The following is a 23,658-nucleotide window of genomic DNA, read 5'->3' as shown; positions in this document are numbered from 1 at the left end:
TGCTAGAAATCAAAACTCAAATCAATTTCGATACCAAAGTCATGAATTTATTCTGGCTTTTCCCTTTTACCCCGCGTTGTCAGGTTTTAGATAATTGAGTCGCACGTGGCGTTATAGCAGTCGCCATATCGGTTAGGTCACGATTGACTGTAGGCTTCGGGGGAAAGACCTCGGCAAAATGACACAATTATCAGGTGTTGTCCGCACCCGCCCTGGCAGTTGCTATATATCCAGTTTGGAGAATTCATGACAATTAAGCGCAACCCGAGCCATCTCTTCTTGAAGTCTCTCGGTCGGCGTTCCCGATGCTCCCGTTGCACCCGATTCTCACCACAACGGTCATTATAAGTATTCAACCGAACTCGATATTATTGGCAAGTCAGGTTGAGGGCTACCGAACTTTGTCCCTGGGGGGTGACCGTCGGAGGATTCGCCGTCAGAATCACTTCGCCATTTTCGCCGATAATCCAACCTTGGGCTTCGATGAGGCGCGTGGGTTGGGTTTGGGGTATCGCGTCACTAGCGGTGCGATCGGCTGAGGTATCGAGGGTGACCAATTGCACCCATCCAGATTCCCCTCGGAAGGACTCCCGAGGCGGTGTCGGCAATCCTCCCCGCCCGGTATTGACAAATTCGCTTCCATCCCCATGGCGACACGGATCGCGTCCGATGAGGGCAGTGACATCGATCGGGGTATCGGGAAGTTCGAGCAACCCGCTACTGGGATCGACATCGGGAGTATTGAGAATAATCGTGCCGTCGATGCCGAGTTGGGAACTGGCATCAATGGAACTATTGGTATGGGTAAAAATACCCTGGGCGGTGATTGTCACGTTGCCCCCCCTGCCTTCAAAGGCATTGGCGTTGATGCGGCTGTCGTCTAAAACTAGGGTTCGCGAATTGAGAGCGATATTTCCTCCATCAGAATGATTCCCAGCTTCGGCGGTAATCTCACTTCCGTTTCGCAACCGGACATCGACGACATTATTGAGTGTAATATTGCCTTCATTTCCCAGTGTTGTCCCGGCGTTGAGAATTCCCCTGTCGAGAAAGAGTTCCGAGGCGTCAATTGTCAGACTCCCGGCCGACCCCTGACCCCGACTCCTGACGCTGACTTCCATACCATCGCTGACCGTGAGTCGATCGGCTCGTATTATCAAGTTTCCGGCATCTCCGCTTCCATTTTCGGTCACACCCACCACCAACCCAGCGGGTAACCCATCGAAGAAGTCTTGCCCCCCACTCAGTTCGATTTGGGAGGCGGTAATATCCAAGGTTCCTGCATTCCCCGAATTAAACGTTGCCGCAGATATCCTCCCACCATCTCGCACTGTTAAACGATCGGCTCGTACGGTTAAATCTCCAGCATTTCCAGTGGCTCGCGGGTTGACTTGAGCTTCGAATCGGCTGGGAACCGTCCGTCCCTTGCCATCCAACCCAACACCCTGGATATCTATCGTCCCGGCACTCACCCTCAAATCTCCGGCATCGCCTTCTCCGATTGTCGTACTGGCAATTCTCGCGCCACGCCGCAAGGTCAAGAGATCGGTTGCCACGGCGATCGTTCCCCCATCTCCACTGCTCGTCCCGCCAGTGGTCGCTTCGATTTTCGATCGGTCGGTCAATTCGATCGATTCTGTTGCCTCGATGGTGAGATTGCCAGCGTCTCCATGCCCTTCTGTCGCGGTGCCGATACTCCCTCTCTCAAAGAGTATCAATCGATCGGTTTCGATAATTAAATCGCCGGCGTTACCCCTAGACTGGCGGCCGCTCGTTGCAGTTTGGAGGGTTGCGCGATTGCCAACTTCAACGGAGTCTGCGGCATCGATTCTTAGGTTCCCGCCCCGACCGACACCTTGAGTTTGGGTGGAAATTCGAGCTTCATCGCGAACCCTGACGCGGGGGCTTGTGATGGTGATGTTGCCGCCATTTCCGGTGGCTTCCGCACCCACTTCCGCGAGCAACCGGTTTGTGTCGTTTAAGGCACTCATCAAATCGACCGATTCCGTTGCCGTAATGTTTAAATCTCCACCTCTTCCTCGACCTCGCGTTGAGACGGAGACGCGAGCACCGTCGATCAGCTGTAGGTGGTCGGTTTCAATATTAACGGTCGAACCATTGCCATTGGCTCCTAATTCAACATCTGCCAGAATACCGCTCCGAAGGGTCCGCCCGCGAGTCTTTCCCACAAACTCTACTGAATCCGTCGTGCGGATCGTAATATATTCTCCATTTTCATGGCCTAAAGTCGTGGCAACGATCGCGCTACCATCTCTCAAAAAAAGCGATCGCCCTTGCACTTGCACCGATCCCGCTCCTGGGCCGCTGGTATCGAGTGATGAGGCATCGGACAAACTGATGTCTCCAAACTGCTCGACGCCCTCATATCCGATCTGCCAACCCGATGCGATCGGGGCAAGGGTGACAGTACTATTACCCGCAACGCTGCCGAGTTCGATCCGCCCTCCTTCAGCGGTGAGATTCCCCTCAATGAGGCTTATCTCTCCTCCGACTAATGCTAAAGTTTGGTCTGACAGGACTTCGAGTCCTGAAGGTCGACGTTCTCTCGCGAGTCTCTTTTGTTCTTGACCCGATAGCAACTCGATCTCTTGAAAGCGCAATTTATGTCTGTGGCCTCGAACGACAATGTCACCAGGTTCGGGCCCAAATTGCAAGCCCACGGGAACGCTAATCGTCAGCAATGGCGGCGCATCCACATCCACCGCACTATAAAAACTGCCATCTTCAAACTGCAACACCTCGGCCGTACTCCCCACAAAGGAACCGCCGAGATCCAAGCTGGCATTTTCTCCAAATACCAACCCGGCTGGATTGATCAGAAATAGGTTCGCCGTCCCGTTGGCGCGGATGAGTCCGTCGATATTAGAGATATTGCCTCCAGTGACGCGGGTAATAATGTTGTCGATGGTGAGGGCGTTGTTGAAATGGGCAATGTCGTCGATGGGAACGTTAAAGTCTTGAAAACTGTGGAAAAGGTTACCTCCGCTTGCAGTGCCTCCGTTAATGGTGAGGGTATTGCCATCGGGAGTAACCGTTGATTCGATCGTCGAATTGATGGGTAAAGTTCCATCGGGGACAATTTGAGCGATCGCCTCTCGACTCCCTCCGAAATAGCCTAGGACCAGACTCGTCACGATCCACAAATGATAGGTTGCTTGTTTCATATGCATCTCCTCACTAAACGTACGTTCGAGCGTCTTGCCTTCGATGTCTCTCGATTTAATGTGCTTGTCACGATCGGACATTTGCTAGAAATCCTTGTTGCCAATCGATCTCTATGCCAAAGTCATGAATTTTTTCTGGCTTTCCCCCTTCACCCTTCACCTTTCCCCTGCCCCCCTGTTGTCAGGTTTTGAATAATTGAGTCGCACGTGGCGTTATTGGCAAATCCGGTTCGGGGCTACCGAACTTTTTCCCTGGGGGGTGATATTGGGAGGATTCGCCGTCAGAATCACTTGGTCGTTGTCACCGATAATCCAACCTTGGGCTTCCACGAGGCGCGTGGGTTGGGATGGGGGTATCGCGTCACTGGCGGGGCGATCGTCTGGGCGATCGAGTTTTACCAACTCCACAAATCCCTCTTCCTCCCGTAGGGATTCCCTCACAGACGGAGGCAATCCACCCCATCCGGAATTGATAAATTGACTCTCTTGCCCATCTCTACAGGGATTTCTTCCGATGAGGGAATGAATGTCGATGGGGGTAACGGAGCCCATGAGTAACTCACTGCCAGGATCGATATCGGGGGTATTGAGAGTAATCGTGCCGTCAATGCCGAGTTGGGAACTGGCGGTGATGGTGCTGTTGCGATCGGTAAAAATGTTCTGGGCAGTAATTTGAACGTTGCCCCCCCGGCCTTCAAAGGCGTTGGCATTAATCAGGCTATCGTCTAACACCAGGGTTTGCGTATCGATCTCGATATTTCCTCCATCAGAATTATTCCTAGCTTCGGCAGTAATCTCACTCCCATTTCGCAACTGCACATCGGTAGCATTGAGGGTAATATTGCCGAAATTACCACTGCCACTCAAAGTGATGGACATTCTCGCCCCATTAACAATCGACAGGCGCTCCGTTCGAACGGTTAGATTGCCGGCATTTCCGATTGCATATGGACCTACTGCGGCTTCCAAGCGACTGGGAAGACTTAACATATTCCCGCGTCTTGTGATGACAACACGTTCGCCACTCAAAAGGATATCTACCGCATTCACCTCCAAGTCCCCCGCATTGCCCGCTCCCAAAGTGGTTGTTGCAATATTGGCTCCGTCTGACACGAGCAAACCATCGGTCTCCAGGCTTAAATCTCCACCCTCTCCTTGGGCGTTTGCTCCCACAACGCTTCGCAGGTTTGCCACGTTTGAGACTTCAATGAATTCGCCTGCCCGAATGGTGATGTTGCCTGCGTCACCCTGACTGAGGGTGGATGCAGAGATGCTCGCCCGCTCTGTCACTCTCAAATGCTCCGTTTCAATGTTGATATTGCCGCTCTCCCCAGTACTACCGACTAAAACGTCGGAGAATAAGCCAGCGGTCTTTCGCCCCCCATCCCTCATCCGCCGCCGAATTCCACTGAGGGTCACATCGGTGGCCTCCAGTCTCAAATTGCCTGCATTTCCTTCCCCCGGTCTTGTCCCACCTCGCGTCGAAACCGAAACGGCGGCTCCATCCTGGGCAAGAAAGTGTTCCGTTTGAATTCTGACGTTTCCCCCACTTCCTGTTGCCTCGAATTCGACTTCTGCGCGAATACCACTCTCCATCTCAACATCAGGAGTCGTTCCAATAAATTCGATCGACTCCGTAGTGCGGATCGTGACATCTTCTCCAGCTTTATCCCCGAATGTCGTGGCAACGATCGCGCTACCATCCCTTAGAGAAAGCGATCGCCCCTGTATTTGCACGGCCCCCGACCCTGGGCCGCTAGTATCGAGTGACGAGGCATCGGACAAACGGATGTCTCCAAACTGCTCGACACCGTTGTATCCCAACTGCCAACCCGATGCAATGGGGTCAAGGGTGACGGTACCATTACCAGCAACACTCCCCAATTCGATCCGTCCGCTTTCTGCCGTGAGATTGCCCCCCATCATATTTATCTCGCCGCCCACCAATGCTAATGTTCGATCGGCTGACACTTGAAGTCCTGGGGGTCGCTCTCTTCTCAAGAGGACATCTGGGCTATCTTCGAGTGCAAATGGAAGGGTCACAAATCGTAAGTTATGCCCGCCACCTTCAACTCGAATACCACCGGGTTGGGCCCCAAATTGCAAGCCCACGGGAACGCTAATCGTCAGTAATGGCGGCGCATCCACATCCACCGCACTATAAAAACTGCCATCTTCAAATTGCAACGCCTCGGCCGTACTCCCCACAAAGGAACCGCCGAGATCCAAACTGGCATTTTCTCCAAATACCAACCCGACTGGATTGATCACAAATAGGTTGGCCGTTCCGTTGGCACGGATGAGTCCGTCGATATTGGAGATATTGCCTCCAGTGACGCGGGTAATAATGTTGTCGATGGTGAGGGCGTTGTTGAAATGGGCAATGTCGTCGATGGGAACGTTAAAGTCTTGAAAACTGTGGAAAAGGTTACCTCCGGTTGCGGTTCCCCCGTCGATGGTGAGAGTATTGCCATCGGGAGTAACCGTTGATTCGATCGTTGAATTGATGGGTAAAGTTCCATCGGGGACAATTTGAGCGATCGCCTCTCGACTCCCTGCTAAATAGCCCAAGCTTAAACACGCCACGATCGACAAACGATAGGTTGCTTGTTTCATATGCATCTCCTCACTAAACGTACGTTCGAGCATCTTGCCTTCGATGTCTCTCGATTCAATGTGCTTCTAATGATTTAGACATTTGCTAGAAATTCTTGTCGCCAATCGATCTCTATGGTTCAGTCATGAATTTTTTCTGGCTTTCCCCCTTCACCCTTCACCTTTCCCCTTTCACCCCCTGTTGTCAGGTTTTGAATAATTGAGTCGCACGTGGTGTTATTGGCAAGTCAGGTTCGGGGCTACCGAACTTTTTCCCTGGGGGGTGACATTGGGGGGATTTTCCGTCAGAATCACTTGACCGTTGTCGCCGATAATCCAACCTTGGGCTTCCACGAGGCGCGTGGGTTGGGATGGGGGTATCGCGTCACTGGCGGGGCGATCGTCTGGGCGATCGACTTTCACTAACTCCACAAATCCCTCTTCTCCTCGCAGAGATTCCTGAAGAGACGGAGGCAATCCACCCCGTCCGGTATACCCAAAGTTGCTCCCTTGCCCGTATCTACAGGGATTTCGATCGATGAGGGCATTGATGTTGATGGGGTTGACGGAGCGTACGAGTAACTCACTGCCCGGATCGACATCGGGGGTATTGAGAATAATCGTGCCGTCGATGCCGAGTTGGGAACTAGCGGTGATGCTGCTGTTGCGATCGGTAAAAATGTTCTGGGCAGTAATTTGAACGTTGCCCCCCCGGCCTTCAACAGCGTTGGCATTAATCAGGCTATCGTCTAACACCAGGATTTGCGTATCGATCTCGATATTTCCTCCATCAGAATTATTCCTAGCTTCGGCAGTAATCTCACTCCCATTTCGCAACCGCACATCGTTAGCATTGAGGGTAATATTGCCTTTGATGCCTTGTGTGGTGGTGGCATTGAGAATTCCCCCATCGAGAAAGAGTTCCGAAGCATTAATATTCAGGTCGCCTGTTGCCCCCATACCCTCACTGCGGACACTTAATTGCATGCCATCCCTGACCGTTAGTCGATCGGCTTCTACGGTCAACGTGCCTCCATTTCCCGTACCCTCTTCCTCTCCAAACACACCCGCGACTACACCGCTGGGTAATGGATCGATAAATTCTTTCCCCGGTCTCATGGCCATTGCCAATTCTCGCCCCCCACTCAGTTCGATGTGAGTTGCGGTAATTTTCACATCCCCCGCATTCCCCGAACTAAAGGTTACAGCGGATATCCTCGCACCATCTCGTAGGACCAAGAGATCGGCGTCTATGGTTAACGTGCCGCCATTTCCAGTGCCAGTTCGATTAACTTGAGTTTCCAATCGGCTGGGAACAATCTTTGGCTCGTCATTGAGTCGAGTCCCCTCTAGCTCGATCTCTCGGGCTATGACCGTTAAATTCCCTGCATTTCCCGCTCCTTGTGTAGTCGCAGCAATCTCCGAACCGTTGGTCGCGCGCAAGAGATCGGTGTGAATCATCACATTACCGCCACGTCCGCTAGACACTTCACCTGTTACTGCTCGTATGGTGGATGGAGGAGTCGGTTCTTCGGACTGTGGGGTTAAAATTTCAACGGATTCGGTCGCGTGGATCGTGATGCTACCTGCATCTCCGAAAGCGAAGGTTCCAGTAGACATTCTTGCTCCCTCATCGATCAGAAACCGTTCTGTCCGAATTTCGATATTTCCGCTATTCCCAGTGCTACCTGACAAAACTTCAGATAACAAGGCACTTGCATCTATATCCATCCCATCGGGCAACTTTGTAACTCGCCGTCCCGTTAAGGTGACATCCGCAGCAACTAGTACCAAATCTCCGGCATGGCCCCCGCCTCGGGTTGACACTGAAACTAATCCTCCGTCTTCTGCAAGGAAGCGTTCTGTTTCAATACTGACTGGGCTTCCGCGACCGGTCGCGCCCGATTCTACATCTGCCATGATACCGCTCTGAATTTCGCCGTTGGGAGTCGTGCCAATAAATTCTATTGAATCCGTCGTGCGAATCGTGACACCCTCTCCGTCTTCATTCCCTAATGTTGTGGCAACGATCGCACTGCCACCGGTCAGAGAAAGCGATCGCCCTTGCACTTGCACTGCCCCCGATCCCGGACCACTGGTATCGATGGATGCAGCGCCCGATAAACTGATATCTCCAAACTGCTCAACGCCCTCATATCCCAACTGCCAACCGGCTTCAATGGGAGTTAGGGCGATCGTACTATTACCCGCAACGCTTCCCAACTCGATCCGTCCTTGTGGTGCTTTTAATCGACCTCCAATGAGGTTTACCTCTCCTCCCACTAATGCTAATGTCCGATCGAAGTCCACTTCCAGTCCTGGGGGTCGATCGTCGAAGGCTAATTCCCCCGTTCTAGGAGTCAATGTGACATTATGCCCCCCACCTTTGACTTCGATCTCACCAGGTTCGGTCCCAAACTGCAAGCCAACGGGGACGCTAACCGTCAGTAATGGCGGCGCATCCACATCCACCGCACTGTACAAACTACCATCTTCAAACTGCAACGCTTCTGCTGTACTCCCCACAAAGGAACCGCCGATATTTAAACTGGCATTGGGTCCGAACATCAGACCCGCTGGATTGAGCACGAACAGGTTCGCCGTCCCATTCGCACGGATGAGTCCGTCGATATTAGATACGTTCCCGCCAGTGACGCGGGTAATAATGTTGTCGATAGTCAGACCGTTGTTGAAATGGGCAGTACCGTTGGTGGGAACGTTAAAATCTTGAAAACTGTGGAAGAGGTTGCCCCCGGCTGCGGTTCCCCCGTCGATGGTGAGGGTATTACCGTTGGGAGTCACGGTTGAATTGCTCGGAAGGCTGCCATCGGGAATGATTTGGGCGATCGCTGACGGTGCAATCCCCATGCCGATGAAGGAGAGACTGACAGCGCTCCAAAATGAGTGAGCTGGTTTCATCCGCTGGCAACCTCCAAAAAGTTTATCTGTAAATCGTGCGAGCTGCGATCGGCAACACGGTGGATTTTATAGGAATGTGTTAAAGATTTTTGGATTTTTTAAGTAATTTTAGAATCCTTCAATAAACTTCAAGTTTTGTGCGGAATCTATCAATAGCAAGGAGTAGTTTTGAGTAGAAGTTTTTAAAACTGTTTTGATGAAAATCAACGCAAATCGGCTCGAAAAGACGACAAATCGCATTTTTCAGGGCTTAATTTTTTTTGAAATTGCGATCGTGGCGATCTATCTCGGTAGTATTATCTTTTCGGGAATTCCATTGGCTCCCTTTGACATGAACGGTCAAATGACAGTTTCTTCCTGTTTGCAAGCCTTACATCTGTTTGCGATCGGTGCGATCGCCTTAGTAATGTTTTGCTTGGAGCCGCGAAGTTCTGCCCGACCGTCTCGTCAATTTATGTTGACAATCGGCCTTCTCCTGATTTTCGGTTCCATTGATGAGATGTTTAAAATTCATCTCAAATTACATCTTTTCTTACCCTTAGAGAAAGGAGATTGGTTTGGGATTTATTTTGGGATTGTGGCGAGTCTTCCCGTTATCTTTTTTCGAGATTTTATTGCCCTGTGGAAGGGATATCGTCGCGAAACATTTTGGGGGTTGCTGGGAATGCTAATTTTCATTCTTGGTGGGTTCGGTGCGGATATTTTAAATCAGTTCGTTCTCAAACCGATATTGGCAACCTTATCGGCACCCAGCGATTCCCTCATTTTACTCGTGGGGAGTGCCAAAATTGCCTTTGAAGAGTTTGCCGAACTGCTGGGGGAAAACTTTATTTTGTATGGGGTCTTGCTTTTTGGAGCTAAAAAATTGAAAATGAAGGACGAACAGAGCGCTCGATCGTCAGAATTCTCTCTGCTGCCTCTTGATGAATAATCCCCTCTCGACACCTAGCTTTATTTCTCCTGAAATTTCCGATCGCTCAATTGTTGAGTATCCTTTACTAAAATTAGGCGTTCTCGCTTCGGGAAACGGCACGAACTTTGAAGCGTTAATTCAAGCGATCGCCAATGGAGAACTCAAAGCAGAAGTCCCCGTCGTCATCTATAATAACCCCGGCGCTGCCGTTGCCGCCCGCGCTCAGCGCTGGGGAATCCCTGCCGTTCTCCTCAATCATCGCGATTTCCAAAGTCGAGCGGCTTTCGATTTTCAAGTGGCTCAAACTCTGCATCAATATGGCGTCGAATGGGTGATTATGGCCGGTTGGATGCGTCGAGTCACTGAAGCTTTACTCGATGCATTTCCGAATAAAATCATTAACATTCATCCTAGCTTGCTTCCCAGTTTTCCCGGCATTCGTGCCATCGAACAGGCTCTGGATGCCAAAGTCAAAATTACCGGCTGTACCGTACATTTTGTTTGTTTAGAAGTCGATAGCGGTCCGATACTCATGCAAGCCGCCGTCCCGATTTTACCCGATGATACCTCCGAAACTCTTCACGCTCGCATTCAAATTCAAGAACACAAGATTTTCCCCCGCGCCATTGCATTAGCAGCAATGCAAAATTCAAAAAAATAAAAGTCGCGATTGTCTTGCTCGAACGCTCTATTTTTAGAGACGATCGCGTAAGAGAACGGATGTTAGCTTTTGATGGCGAGCGCCGTGGCATATAATGTTTCGTTCGGGTAGAGATGCGTGTATAATTCATCGATAAAAAGACAGCGATCTAAAAAAGTATTGTCAAGCTCGTTGTCGCGATCGAAATTAGCATAAAGCGGAGGTAAGGCAATCAAGTATACGATGCCGCCAGTTCGAGTCACTTCTGCCTGAGGAAAAATATGCTCGATTGCAGGTAAAATATTCTCCGCGTCTGCGGTTTCTGAAGGGTCTTTGGCAATGACTTTTGCGCGATCGGTTCGTTGGCATTGAGTATCGACCAGTACAGTTTTTTGGGGAGAAGAACTGGGGTGAACTAAATACTTTTAGAGAAATCCTTTTCTCACCTGACTGGCAAGTTCCAATCTGCGATCTGTGCGGTTTTTTGAGACCAGTAATCACCAATTTTTTGCTTAGTTTTTAGATCGAATTGTTGTGTCATCATTTTTTATATCGAACTCAATCGAAGCAAAAATTTATTAACGGTTAAATATAAAGAGTGTTTCGAGAATCGAATTGCTTCATTTTAAGACTATTTAGACATTCAAATCAACTCATGAATTGCCGTTTTTGAAAAATATCAGCGCGTCGAACGCACGAAAAATTACAAGAACTGGACAAACGGGTTGGCATCGTTAGATATCCAATCATTCAATAAGATTTTTTCCGAATTCAATCAGACCTTTGGATCTTCAATAGATATCGAACCAACTGGGGTCCAAAAAATTCAGCCAGAATAGTCTTATACATATACCATTAAAGTCATTAACAAAACCCGACGAAAAAAAGGCGTGCCGGAATATCAACCTGGGAGAACCCATTCTCAAAGACCGCAAGTCAGCGTTATCGTTCCCGCCTACCAGGGCGATCGCTATCTCGATCGAGCGATTTCGAGCGTATTGCAGCAAACCTTCACCGACTCGGAAGTGATTGTTGTCGATGACGGTTCCACCGATCGCACCCGCCAGGTGTTGCAACCCCATTGGGATAAAATCCGCTACGTCTATCAAGAAAATCAAGGGGTTGCCGCCGCGCGAAATCGGGGGATTGCCCTCAGTCGCGGCAGGTGGGTTGCTTTCCTCGATCAAGATGACGAGTTCCTTCCCGACAAACTCGCCACTCAGATGGCTGCGGTGCAGAATCTGCCGGAAGAGACGGATGTGGGCATCGTTCATAGCGGCTGGCAGATTGCCGGCGATGGCGGTACGGTGTTGGGAGAAGTGTCGCCGTGGCTGGGGATTCCCGAGTTGACGCTAGCGAGTTGGGTGTGCCAGAAACCCGTATTTCTGGGGGCGATGCTATTCGATCGCCGGTGGCTGGCGCAGGCGGGGGGTTTCGATACCGGCTTGCAGCAAACCTCCGATGTGGATTTGGTGCTGCGATTGGCGGCGATTGGCTGTGGGGGGATGTGGGTGCGCCAGCCGACGGTACGCTATCGCCAGCACGCTCGCAACGAATCGCGCAATGCCGAGGAACAGGCGCGGGAGATGCAAGGGGTACTCGATCGCTTTTTTCGCCGTCCTCACCTCCCCCCAGAAATCATCGCCTTGGAGGGAATCAGTCGCTACCAGAGTTGGGTGTGGAGTGCGGCGCGGTTTTACAGCTTGGGGGATGCTGCGGGGATGGTGCGATGCTTGGAGAAATCCCTACCCCATTCCCCCCACGGCATGAGCGAAACGATTTTGGATTGGGTGCAAAGATTGGGGGCATACGGTGCGGAATACGGAAAATCTTTAGATGCGATCGCCCTGACGAGTTTACCCCAGTGGCAACAGTTAACGATGACGGTGCGGCAGGTTTTCGTACCGCCTTTGCCACTCGATCGAACCTAAGCATTTAGCGATCGGCGATCGGCCATTCCTGACAGGTTCAGCAACGATCGTCGAAATTCTGAAACGCTTCGTGGCATCAGGCTTCGATCTGAATTTGGGTATCAATTCTCAACCCAGAACAGTTAGCTTGGTAGAGTGCTGGGTTTGAGTCGATCGATCGTGACTGAGACTTTAAAACAATCAACCAACAAATCAACATTCTCGTGGCCGGTCTTTTTTCTGGCGGCATCGATGTTTTTCACCGGCTTTTCGGGGTTAGTCACCGAGTATGCCATGGGAACCACCATCGGCAGCCTCCTCGGAGGTACCCACGTACAACTGAAGCTGACGGTGGGAATTATGATTTTCACCATGGGACTCGGGGGAATCGTCCAAGCCAAGTTCAACAACAAAAATTTGATTGTCAAGTTTGTTGTGGTTGAAGTCCTGTTAGCGATTATCGGTTCTTACGCACCGTTAGCTCTCTTTGCCGTGTTTGCCCATCTGAGAGATTTCTTCCCGACTCTGAGTATTTTGTTAGTGGGTCTTTTAGGACTTTTAATCGGGTTTGAAATTCCATTGGTGATGCGCATTAACGAGGAATTTGTTCCCAATTTAGCCAGTAATACCGCTTGGATATTTTCCTTAGATTACATCGGCAGCTTTCTAGGAGCGATTGTTTGGATTAAATTTTTGATGCCTTCGGGAAGACCGCTGACCGAGCTTTCTTTTCTCGTCGCATTTGTCAATCTGGCGGTCGCATTTATTACGTTTATCTACTTTACGCTTCGCAAACAGGTCAAGTCGATCGCCGCCGGTGCTTTATTACTCCTAACCGCCTCTCTCCTCTCGCTTGGGATGAGTGCGAACCGGGGAATTGCAACTCATTTAGAACAGAAGTTTTTCGACGACCCGATTGTGTACTCACAGACGACCCAGTACCAGCACATCGTCTTGACGGAAGATTCTAGTTCTGGAATTGTCGAGTTATGGCTCAACGGTCACAAGCAGTTTTCATCCTACGATGAGAAAATTTATCACGAGTTTTTAGTATATCCAGCCATGGAAATGGCACCGCGACATGAAAAGGTATTGATATTAGGTGGAGGGGATGGTTTAGCTCTTCGCGAGGTGAGAAAATATCCGGGTGTCAAGAAGATTGTGTTGGTGGATATCGATCCAGCCATTGTCGAGTTTGCGAAAAAGAATCCCCATTTAAAGAAACTCAATGAAGGTGCTTTTGAGGATGCTCGGATTACCATCGCCGACAATCCCAGCGTATATCGGGAGAAGTTCTCGACGACACCGGTTCTATTTGAATCTGAAGAGCTTGGATCGAATGGTAAGCCGAAAATTGAGAGAGTCGCACATGTTGATGTGTTGCACGTTGATGCGAGCAAATTCTTACAAAATGTGGAAGAAATCTTTGATGTGATTATCATCGATTTTCCCGATCCGTCATCGGCTGACTTGGCTCGGCTGTATAGCACGATGGTATTCGATCGAGTTCGGGAACGGCTGGCTCCGTTTGGCGTGATGTCGATTCAATCTACCAGTCCCGTTCACGCGAAAGACGTCTTTTTATCCATTGGAAAAACCCTCAATGCCTCCGGCTTCGATACGATACCCTATCATCAAAACGTTCCCAGTTTCGGAGAGTGGGGGTGGCACCTGTGTACTCGCTCTAATGAAAACTACGCCCGAGATATCAAAGAGAAAATTGCTAATATCGAAGAATACTCAATCTCGACAGAGTTTATTCATCCCGACCTGTTTCGGGCCTCAATGACCTTTGGGAAAGGTGGGCTGGAGTCCGATAAGGCGGCGGTGAATACCATCTCCAATCCAACCCTGATCGTGCAGTATTTAAAGTCTGCATGGAAGGTCGAGTAGTTTGTTGTCGATACAATACGCTCTCGACTGGGTGAGATTGGAATTCATAAAGATTAAAAAAAAGGAAAAGTAACCTCTTTTTCGACGAATAAGTGTTTACCTCGATTCGAGATCGAATCAATCGAGGAAGGACTGACTTTTCATGAATTCAGGGTATTAATTTGCAATGCAAACTGGTTTATTTATACGAATTGAAGAAATAGGTTTTTTCCATTCCCCATTCCCCATTCCCCATTCCCCAAAACTGAAAATTTGTCATGATACCGGTGCGAACTACTCTAAAAATGGAGACGGCAACCCAGATTGGTATACCGTACCAAGATGTTTCATCGACCCGATTGTGTTATTCGCTTCTATGTGGAACTCCAGATTTGGATGTGCTCCAACCGATCTCGACGATCGATTTGGTCGTCCCCACGAAAGGTCAACCTATGTGTTTGACCATTGGCATTTTGGGAGCCAGCCACTTTATGAGTATTCGGTTTCCCGACGATCGAGCGATCGCGGAAGTGCTCGCTTGCCTGGAGTTACCAGAGGCCGATGCCCTCGCTCGACTGAGATCTCTCGATTTGAGCGGCTCTTTGACTCGGGTATCCCAAAAATTGGCTCGAGGCACCTATCGTTTCCAAGTCTGGTGCCAAGATTGGGATGAGATGGGATGCCAGGAGACAGTAGAACGTTTAGCCGCACAAATTCAACAAGCCAATGGCAACACAGAGGCCGGTCTTGCATTTGAGTTCCCGGCGAGCGAAGGGGACAGACAACTCGATCGCCAGCCGGTCACGTTGGTTCTCCTGAGGATTCGGAACTCCTCCCCGGAAGCATTTGAATTGAAGACCGTTCACAGTTACCCCAACGAAGGGAGAGTGGTCTTCAGTCATAGTTCGTACGAACGGTTTTGAGAAGGTTTTGAGGTTGACAACATGAAGAAATTTATCCTAGCCTGCGGCTTTATGGTGATGCTTGCGACCGGTTGCGGCATCCCCCACGAGACCCGTCAACGTGCCGGCCAGCTTGAGGAACAGATAAAAACCGAGCTGCCGAATGTCGACAAAGCTAAAGAGATATACGAGACTCTGCTTCAGGAGGAACCGTGGCTGAAGCCGATTGCAGTACGGGAGCAATGGTCGAATCAATTTACCGTTGCCCGCGAGGGGATCGAACAGGCAAGAACTCAATACGACGAGACGGTGAAACCGCTGCTGAAAAAGAACGATCGCAATGCAACGGAATCTCTCAGCGTTGAAATCGCCATCGTCCAACGCACCCTCAACGTGGCGACTTCAGCCGCAACACAACCCATTCTTCGCGGTCGGGCGATCGTTGCGGCTCGCCAGCAGGCGCAGGACATCGGTTCGACCTACGGGCAATATTACGATGCGATCGTCGGCCGAAATAACGAGATTTCCGCCCTGGCCAGTCGCGCGCGGGAGAATCATCCCCAACGCGCCGAAGATATTGCCTCTCGCGTTGCCCCCATGCAGAAGGCGGCGACGGAGGCTCAAACTCAGCGCAATACCCTGGAGGCGCAACTGCAAAAGCACGACAATGGGGGAGATGCAGACTACGCCCAACTCCTCGATGCTTTTAACAAACTCAAGACCCTCAACGCCCAAGGGCAGGCAAAGGAGTTGGGCGTCGCTACCGCGTTGAAGTCTCTCGATGAAAGTTACACCCGCGTCCTGGTTGATATGAAGCTCAGATACTTTGTTGCCATAAGTTGGAGTGAGTGGGATGATAACTCCGACTCTAGGGAGCAAACCGGTCGTGGAGGGCTGGTGGAGGTGTCTGAGGCGGTCTTTCTTGAGGCGTTGGAGATGGGTGACGATCGCATTGCCAAATGCAGCGGTTATGGCGCTTGTAGCATGAGTGCGCAAGCCGACGCTCGGGTTCTGGAGGAACTGGGAATCTCACCGAAGAGTGCAGTTTTTCATAAGTCGAGTGGCAGTAACCAAATCGAGTACTACATCGCCGATTGGAATATCCGGTACTACCATCGCTATGATGAGGAACGTAACGGCAACATTACCACGACGGACTGGGAAGAAGTGGACGAAGATTTCTATGTCGAGAATCTACCCAATCTCCACATGACGCTTGAATCGAAGCCTTTTGGTGTCTTTGCGGAGGATCGGTTTGAAGAACCGACTCCGGCGGGCATGGCTTACGTGGACGATGGCAATTACGGGGAGTGGGAGGAGAACTCGAGTGGGTCTTATTACTGGCGGTTCTATCCCCGTTACAACTACTGGTACCGATACTACGGTAGTGATTTTTATGGGTACGGCAGAACGGAGTATGCGGACTACAGCTCTCATCGCACATCCGGAAAGGCGTATTACGGAGGCAAGGATAGCGCGGGAAACTATGCCTATGGCAGCCAGTCGAGGAACGTGCTGACGAGCAATGCTTTTGCCGAGTCGCATCTGGGTAAGTCTGGAGGGATTCAGAGAGTGACCAATTCTTTACGCAAAGCTGGGATTGCCGCCCGAGAAGATGGCCCTCAGTCTGGTAAGTAACGTCAGTTCTGGATAAAACTGTGTCGGGTGAGTGTAGGGTGTGGGGTATGGAGTGACCGGGCGTGCGGTTTCAAGTCACCGCTCGAATTTTCAATCCCACGAACTGTACGACATAGAATCGATGGAACTCGAACATTTTTCGCCCTTAATTATTACCAGTATGCATCGATCGGGAAGTTCTCTGACGGCTTCCCTCCTCCAAAGTGCGGGGTTGCACGTCGGGCGGCAGTTGATGGCGGGCAATCAAAGTAACGTGAAAGGGTATTTCGAGAATTTGGATTTTCTCGACTTCCACAAAGCGGTATTGCGATCGCATGAAATTACCGATAAGGGATGGACGTTGCAAGAATCGATCGAGGTGGACGATCGATTTGTGGAGGTGGCCAAGGAAATTGTCGAACGCAATGCAATTGCCCCAAATTGGGGATGGAAGGAACCGCGAACGACGCTCTTTTTAGACTTTTGGGGAAACCTGCTACCGAAGGCTCAATTTCTGTTTATCTATCGCGCGCCTTGGGAAGCGATCGACTCTCTCTATCGTCGGCGGGAAGATAAGCCATTTCAGCGCAATCCCGATTTAGCGATTAAGCTGTGGCTGCATTACAATCGCCTCATTCTCAGTTTTTACAATCGGTTTCCCCAACGCTGTTGGCTGGCGAGTATTTATGGGATTACTGGCAATCCATCCGAGTACGTCGAGGGGATTAATCAAAAGTTCGATCGAAATTTAAATCCGCCTAATACCAATCTTTACGAGGCTAGTTTACTCTCGATTCAAAGTGCCGCAGAATATCGGGCATCAATTGTTAACCATTATTTCCCCGAAGCGATTCAACTGTATCGAGAACTCGACGCGAGAGCATGGTATCCCGAAAATGCGCCACCACGGGTTTGGGAAGAGCAATTGCTAGCGACACCCTACCGAGTATGGGCATTACAAGACTGGGCGGAGAATCGCGGATTGGAATTTGAAAATACTCAGTTTCGATCGCATCGCCATGAATTAAAGCTCAAAATTAAACAGCTCGAAAAAGAGTTAGCCGAAACCCAAGCACGAGAAGTACAAATCGATCGAGAATTGGACGAGTCGAGAGCGACTTTACAAAATCTGGAAGAGACGCTTGAAACAACGGAAGAAAAGCTCGATCGAACGGAGATATTACTGCAACAGTCTCAAACGCAAATCCAGAAGCTAGAAACGGTTCTTGAAGAAATGCAGACCGTTATTACCCATACCGAAGCCGAAATTAAACGCAAGCACGAAAAAATCGAACACCAAGCACTCGCGTTACAAAGATGGGAACGAAGAGAGAAAATCGCCCTTGAAACTCACGATTTCGACCAAACTGAATATCGCATTTTGGTCTGGGATGCTTGGCATGCCTACGGCGATCGCAATTTTGAGGAAATGGTACGGTGCTTGCAAAAGTCTATGGAGTATTCTGAGATTTCGCGATCTGAACTTATTTTAAATTGGTTGGAATGTTTTACTGACTTTGCACGGGAAGCCGGAACATCATTTGATGTCGAATCCCTCGTTTCGTCCGAATCCTGGCAGCGATTGCTCGAATTGATGAAGGTTAACTAATCGATTTTTATTAATGTTCGGCGTTGGCGTAATTAATATATTGCGTTCGACCTGTTGTCTAGATTTTAGAAAGATTTGAGCGCGCTCGAACGTCGATTGAGTTCGGGCTAATTCTTGTTCGATAGTTTCTAAATTTAAGTCATTCATCTTTTCTTTTCTCTTTCATCGGTATTAATTTTTTGCATTATTGGGTAAGTTGAGTTATTTTTTGTTTCAGTATTAAAATTTAAGCCAAATTTAACTTGATTGACGTATTTTCATCTGACAATTTTACCCCATTTTAAGGTCTGGTTTTATCCATGAAATTTTTCCCAAAATTCGCGATTGTCTTCTTCCGAACAATCTCGCGCATATTCGTCTTTTCGTATAATTTAGTAACCTGTTTCCAAGCCAGATTGCGACGATAGAACACCGTAAAATATTCAATCGCCTTAGGTGCATAGGCAAACAGGTATCGCAGTACTAAATCCCAATCTTGCAACCGCAGTAAATTCTCGTCAAATCCACCACAGGTTTCGTAGACACTTCTATGGTGGCAAAAACTATTGAGATCGATGTAATTTCGTTCGATGAGTTTTTCGTAGTTGAAAGGTTGACAATATGTCCCTTTCAGGTGCCAGTTTTCTGCTTCAAATTCTGAATCGATCGCCCAGGTATAGGCACATTTAAATTGAGGTTCGTCGATCAGCGAAGTGACACAAACTTGCAGGTGTTGGGGATGCCAAATGTTATCGGAGTCGAGATAGGCAATGTATTCCCCATTTGCTCGCTTCAAGCCCGTATTTCGGGCAACGGAACCGTTCGCTTTGGACAGTTTTAAATACCGAATTCGAGTATCGCGAAACTTTTCAACGGCGTCGTGAGTCCCATCGGTACTACCATCATCGCAGATTAACAGTTCCCAGTTGGGGTAGGTTTGTTCGATCGTACTTTGAATCGCTTCCGGGATGATGTAGCGGCGGTTGAACGTCGGCATGATAATCGAAACCAGTGGCGGGTTCGTTGGAGTTGCCAGGGTTTTCAATCCGGCTTCCGATCGTGCCAATTTTTCTCTAAAAGGTTTTAAATTCCCATCTCGATCGCACAATAGCTCGACTTTTTGATAGTATAGAGATATCGGGTTTTCCGGATAGATCGGCTCGTGCTTTGCTTTGCTCCTGAGCCGATCCATCACCTCCAAAATAAACTCAACTCGTCCCTCGAAGGTATGGTTGGCTAAAACAATTTCTTTAGCTTTTCGTGCCTTTTTCTGACGTTCCGCTTCATGGGTTAAATAATAGTTAATTTTCTCTTGCAACTCCTCTACGGTGGTGTAAGTTTCGATGGCCTCTCCAAAAATCTCCGTCCATCCTGTCACGCGATCGCTAATGATAAACGTTTCGCAGGCACTCGCGTCAAATAGGCGGTTGGAAAGGAACCCTTCATTCCGCATGGTTTCCCAGGAATCGTTAAGGAGAATTTGACAATTCGAGTACGCTTGATGTAAGGAATCGTTGGGAATATATTCTCCTCGAATCGTTGATTTTGGGATAAATTGTTCCCAGCGAGAACCGTACACTGCTACCTCAATTCCCCCAGCTAAGGCATCGCGAACGATCGGGCGAAAAATATTGCGGGAGTTGCCGACAAATAAGACATCATGCTGTCTGGCATCTTCCCCAGAAGCATCGGGATAAAAGATTGCCGGATCGGTACATTGATGCAAACAATACACCGGCACTTGTAATTGAGAGGATAACTTCTGGGTATAGGGGTTTGACGCGACGAAAACGGCATCGAATTGATTTAATTCTGAATGAGAAACTCGATCGGGATGGCTGATGAGCCATAATAAATTGAGACAGTGGGGTTGGGGTTGGTAGCCGTGTCTGCCCCGGAGAACGATCGCCACTTCATCTCGATCGGATTCTGGATTTTCCCACGCATCCTGGCAATCCACTCGCACCCGATGCCCGCGTTTTTCAAAAGCACGTTTCAGGGCATGGGCAAAGTGAAAATCTCCCCATTCTCGGGCAACCTCTAAATTGGGAACGGAGGTTTTGATGGCAATGCGATATTGCAGGAAGTTTTGAGGGGGATTTTGAAGAGGATTTTGAGGGGAACTTTTAGGGGTTATGACTCTTTTTTTTTTCAGCAAACAGTTACCTAAGCCCAACTGCAACGCTGAATTTTCCGGTTCGAGTTGCAACCCCATTTGATAAAACGCGATCGCCCCGGCAGTATTGCCCTGGCGCGTCAGGGCATCCCCCAACCCCCGATATAACTGGGTATCGTTCGGTTGCAACTCCAGCGCCCGATGGTAATGTTCCAAATTATCCGGTTCCTCGGCAATCGCCAGCCGATACCATTTCACGGCTTCTGTTAAATCCTCCCGCGCCTTCTCCCGCAGCGCCACCGCCAGTTTTCGCGCCAGCCAGGGGGTTTCCGGCTGGAGTTGGGCAACCCGTTGCAACGCCGCCACCGCCGCCTCCCACTGTTGCTGCTGCATCCGCACTTCCCCCAGATTGTAGTAACTCCAGGCAAATTCCGGGTTCAGTTCGATCGCCTTTCGATACGCCTCGGCAGCCCCATCCCAGTCTGCTAGCCTCAGCCGCGCATCCCCTAAATTGTGGTGTGCCCAGGAAAATTCCGGGTTCAATGCGATCGCCTTTTCGTAGGCTGCCATCGCCCCTTGCCAATTTTCCAGCTTCAGCCGTACTTCTCCTAAATTATTGTGCGCCCAAAATTCCTCGGGGCAAAGTGCGATCGCTTTTTCGTAGGCTTCCTCTGCCTCTGCCCAAATTTCTCTTTCTTTCAGTACGTCTGCGAGATGCTTCCATCCGAACCCATTTTCCGATTGCAATTCGCAAGCGTCGCGGTACGCTGCAATCGCCCCATCCCAGTCTTGCAACTGCACCCGCGCTTTCCCCAAACTCCGATGCGCCCCGGCATTGTCAGGGTTGAGGGCAATTTCCCGTTCGTATGCCGCTGCGGCTTCCTCCCACGCTTCAAGTGCCCCCAACACTTCCCCCAAATTGTGCCAAGCTTGGGCATTGTCTGCCTCCACCGCCACCACCCAACGGTAGCAATCTCGCGCCGCTTCCAATTTGCCCGATGCCACCAGCCGATTGCCCAGAGTGAGGTGTTCGGCAGGGGTTGCCCAATCGGCTTCCAATGCCAGCGCCTTTTCCCACGCCTGGATTGCGAAGGCTTCGTTCCCCGTTTCTTCCCACACCCGCGCCAGATTCCGGTACGCCCCGGCAAATTCGGGCTTCAGTTCGATCGCTTTTTGCAAATATTCGATCGCCCCTTGCCACTGCTTGCGGCTTGCTGCCAAGCTACCCAAATTGGCATAAGCTTCGGCAAACTGGGGATGAAGCGAGATCGCGTTTTGGTAGCATTTTGCCGCCCCTGTCAGTTTCCCCGTCGCTTTCAGGGCATTTCCCAACAGTTTGTAAGTCTCTGCATCCGGCTGGATTTGCAGGATTTTTTGGCAAGTGGCGATCGCTTTTTCCCATTTCTCCTGAGTGCAGTAGGCATTTGCCAGAATTTTCAGGGTATCGATATCCTCGGAGGGTAACAACACCTCTGCTGGCTGAGGAGGATAATTTTCCACTACCGCGAGGGTATCCACCCCCGTTAACCCCCGAAACTTGCCAAAACACTCAGCCGCTTCTTCTGGTTTCCCCTGCGCCTTCAACGCCATTCCCAAATTCCGGTAGACTGCGGCCAATTTTGGCTGAATCGCGATCGCCTGTCGGTAATATTCGATCGCCCCCGCCCACTCTTCCCGGGCAGCACAAAGATTCCCCAAATCCTCGTAGGTGCAAGCAATGGCATTTTGGTAGCAGGTTTTGGCTTCGGTTCCCTGCCCCGTGGCTTCGAGGGCGTTACCCAACCGTTTGTAGGTTTCCCCATCCGGCTGGGTTTGCAGGATTTCTCGGTAAAGGGCGATCGCATTTTCCCACTGTTTTCGATCTCCAGAATTTTGGGCGCGACGTTTGAGGGTATCAATATCCTCTTGTGGGGATGGTTTCTGGGGTTGCAAGATATCCGAGGGATGGGCGATCGGATTTTCCACCACCGCCAACGTATCCCCCTCCCCCGTCAGTTTCGCAAACTTGCCAAAACAGATCGCCGCCTCTTCTAGCTTCCCCTGCCCCTTGAGGGCAACCCCCAAATTCCGATACGCCCCCGCTAACCTCTCATTTCGCTGCAATGCCTGTCGGTAGGAGGCGATCGCCTCTTCGACACAACCCTGCCCCAGCAAGCGATTGCCCAAATTCACCCAATCCTCGGCAGTGACGGCATCGGGTTCGAGGGTATGCGCCCGATACCAACATCGAGTCCCTTTGGCAGCATCCCCCCGTCGTTCCCAAATCCGTGCCAAATTCCGATACGCCCCGGCAAATTTGGGATTGAGGGCGATCGCTTGTTGGTAATATTCGATCGCCTCTTCCCAATTCTGCCCACTCGCTGCCACACTCCCCAAATTTGCTCGCACTTCGGCAAAATTTGGCTCGATTTCGAGGGCTTTGAGATACCAATGCCGTGCTTCTTTGAGTTGATTCGATCGCTGTAAGGCATTGCCCAACAGTTTGCACGCCTTGGCATCTTGAGGCTGAATTTTCAACGCTTCCCGACTCGCGGCGATCGCCCCTTGCCAATTTCGATGTTCGATCGCGGTTTCGGCTTCTACTATATATATGTGCGATCGCTCTTGTGTCGACATCCCTTTATTGTCGGCAAGCGTTACATTTTGCGTTTCCCCAATATCTTTCTTTGCCCCGTTTCCGTTCATCTCCAGATGCACTCCGATCGCCTGTTTTAAATATTGTGTCGCTTCCTCAAATCTTCCTTGGGCTTTCAGGGAAACTCCCAAATTTTGATAGGCATCTAATAGCGTTTCATCCCTAGAAATCGCCTGTTGGTAACAATCAATTGCCTGGGTAACCTGCCCCGATTCAAATAACGTCTGACCTAATTTTAAATACCGTTGGGCATTTCCAGTTTCTGGCTGTAATCGCAATGCTTCGTACCAACAATCTGCCGCCGCAACTGGGTTGCCAAACTTCTCCCAAGCTTTGGCTAAATTTCGATATGCCCCGGCAAATTCTGGATTGATGGCAATGGCTTTTTGAAAGAAGGCGATCGCCCCTTGCCAATCTTTTTCGATCGCCGCCAAGCTTCCCAAATTGGCATAGGCTTCGGCAAAATCGGGCTTCAGTTTTAACGCCCGCACGTACCAGCGTCGTGCTTCCTCAAAATTTCGCTTACCCTGCCAAGCTTTCCCCAAGATTTTACAAATTTGTGCCGACTGTGGGTAGGCTTCTAAAGCGACTTTGCACCGTTCGATGGCTCGATCGAATTTACCCTTAGATATTTCAAGTTCTGACTGTCTGATAATTTTCTGCTCTGGAGTTTTATCAATTGCATTTGTCATAATATCAAGGGTGCGATCTGTTTCTTTATTTTATAATAATCTCGTATACTTGAAATAAAATAGATGAATCATCT

11 protein-coding genes are annotated in these 23,658 nt (G+C 49.9%); 7 read left to right on the top strand and 4 right to left on the bottom strand.

Annotated elements, in window-relative coordinates:
* Positions 1-368: 368 nt before the first annotated feature.
* The 3 genes from AC2215_RS22370 to AC2215_RS22360 all read right to left on the bottom strand — a co-directional run bounded on the left by AC2215_RS22370 (position 369) and on the right by AC2215_RS22360 (position 8,699).
* Positions 369-3,185 carry a two-partner secretion domain-containing protein gene (locus tag AC2215_RS22370; protein WP_486812231.1) on the bottom strand — a complete coding sequence of 939 codons (2,817 nt, stop codon included), beginning with the start codon at positions 3,183-3,185 and terminating at the stop codon, positions 369-371.
* 213 nt (positions 3,186-3,398) lie between these two features.
* Complete coding sequence (locus AC2215_RS22365; RefSeq protein ID WP_486812230.1) at positions 3,399-5,801, bottom strand: two-partner secretion domain-containing protein; 2,403 nt, start codon at positions 5,799-5,801, stop codon at positions 3,399-3,401.
* Positions 5,802-6,017: 216 nt separating this feature from the next.
* Positions 6,018-8,699, bottom strand: a complete 2,682-nt coding sequence (locus AC2215_RS22360; RefSeq protein WP_486812229.1) for a two-partner secretion domain-containing protein — start codon at positions 8,697-8,699, stop codon at positions 6,018-6,020.
* 196 nt (positions 8,700-8,895) lie between these two features.
* Between AC2215_RS22360 and AC2215_RS22355 the strand changes: the two genes are divergently transcribed.
* The 7 genes from AC2215_RS22355 (at position 8,896) to AC2215_RS22325 (ending at position 18,162) form a co-directional block, all read left to right on the top strand.
* Complete coding sequence (locus AC2215_RS22355; protein WP_486812228.1) at positions 8,896-9,630, top strand: hypothetical protein; 735 nt, start codon at positions 8,896-8,898, stop codon at positions 9,628-9,630.
* Positions 9,623-10,273 carry a phosphoribosylglycinamide formyltransferase gene (gene purN / locus AC2215_RS22350; protein ID WP_486812227.1) on the top strand — a complete coding sequence of 217 codons (651 nt, stop codon included), beginning with the start codon at positions 9,623-9,625 and terminating at the stop codon, positions 10,271-10,273. Before AC2215_RS22355 ends, purN begins: the two co-directional genes overlap by 8 nt.
* A gap of 869 nt (positions 10,274-11,142) precedes the next feature.
* The gene (locus tag AC2215_RS22345; RefSeq protein ID WP_486812226.1) at positions 11,143-12,183 is read left to right on the top strand and encodes a glycosyltransferase family 2 protein; all 1,041 of its coding nucleotides are present in this window, start codon (positions 11,143-11,145) and stop codon (positions 12,181-12,183) included.
* A gap of 159 nt (positions 12,184-12,342) precedes the next feature.
* On the top strand, positions 12,343-14,055 hold the full coding sequence (locus AC2215_RS22340; protein WP_486812225.1) for a polyamine aminopropyltransferase: 1,713 nt from the start codon (positions 12,343-12,345) through the stop codon (positions 14,053-14,055).
* Between the two features lie 257 nt (positions 14,056-14,312).
* Positions 14,313-14,957 (top strand): DUF2617 family protein, encoded by a 645-nt coding sequence (locus AC2215_RS22335; RefSeq protein WP_486812224.1) that lies wholly within the window; start codon positions 14,313-14,315, stop codon positions 14,955-14,957.
* A gap of 21 nt (positions 14,958-14,978) precedes the next feature.
* Positions 14,979-16,574, top strand: a complete 1,596-nt coding sequence (locus tag AC2215_RS22330) for a hypothetical protein (protein ID WP_486812223.1) — start codon at positions 14,979-14,981, stop codon at positions 16,572-16,574.
* Positions 16,575-16,695: 121 nt separating this feature from the next.
* Positions 16,696-18,162 (top strand): sulfotransferase family protein, encoded by a 1,467-nt coding sequence (locus AC2215_RS22325; protein ID WP_486812222.1) that lies wholly within the window; start codon positions 16,696-16,698, stop codon positions 18,160-18,162.
* 280 nt (positions 18,163-18,442) lie between these two features.
* On the opposite strand, the gene AC2215_RS22320 is transcribed toward AC2215_RS22325, so the two are convergent.
* Positions 18,443-23,584 carry a tetratricopeptide repeat protein gene (locus AC2215_RS22320; protein ID WP_486812221.1) on the bottom strand — a complete coding sequence of 1,714 codons (5,142 nt, stop codon included), beginning with the start codon at positions 23,582-23,584 and terminating at the stop codon, positions 18,443-18,445.
* Between the last annotated feature and the right edge of the window lie 74 nt (positions 23,585-23,658).

The organism is Zarconia sp. (assembly GCF_057467645.1).
The sequence above is the reverse complement of the archived record's forward strand: the minus strand, read 5'-3'. Positions and strand labels throughout refer to the sequence as shown.

Coding starts and splice junctions, on each gene's coding strand:
- AC2215_RS22370 (WP_486812231.1), bottom strand. CDS start 3,185: ATGAAACAAGCAACCTATCATTTGTGGATCGTGACGAGTCTGGTCCTA.
- AC2215_RS22365 (WP_486812230.1), bottom strand. CDS start 5,801: ATGAAACAAGCAACCTATCGTTTGTCGATCGTGGCGTGTTTAAGCTTG.
- AC2215_RS22360 (WP_486812229.1), bottom strand. CDS start 8,699: ATGAAACCAGCTCACTCATTTTGGAGCGCTGTCAGTCTCTCCTTCATC.
- AC2215_RS22355 (WP_486812228.1), top strand. CDS start 8,896: ATGAAAATCAACGCAAATCGGCTCGAAAAGACGACAAATCGCATTTTT.
- purN (WP_486812227.1), top strand. CDS start 9,623: ATGAATAATCCCCTCTCGACACCTAGCTTTATTTCTCCTGAAATTTCC.
- AC2215_RS22335 (WP_486812224.1), top strand. CDS start 14,313: ATGATACCGGTGCGAACTACTCTAAAAATGGAGACGGCAACCCAGATT.
- AC2215_RS22330 (WP_486812223.1), top strand. CDS start 14,979: ATGAAGAAATTTATCCTAGCCTGCGGCTTTATGGTGATGCTTGCGACC.
- AC2215_RS22325 (WP_486812222.1), top strand. CDS start 16,696: ATGGAACTCGAACATTTTTCGCCCTTAATTATTACCAGTATGCATCGA.
- AC2215_RS22320 (WP_486812221.1), bottom strand. CDS start 23,584: ATGACAAATGCAATTGATAAAACTCCAGAGCAGAAAATTATCAGACAG.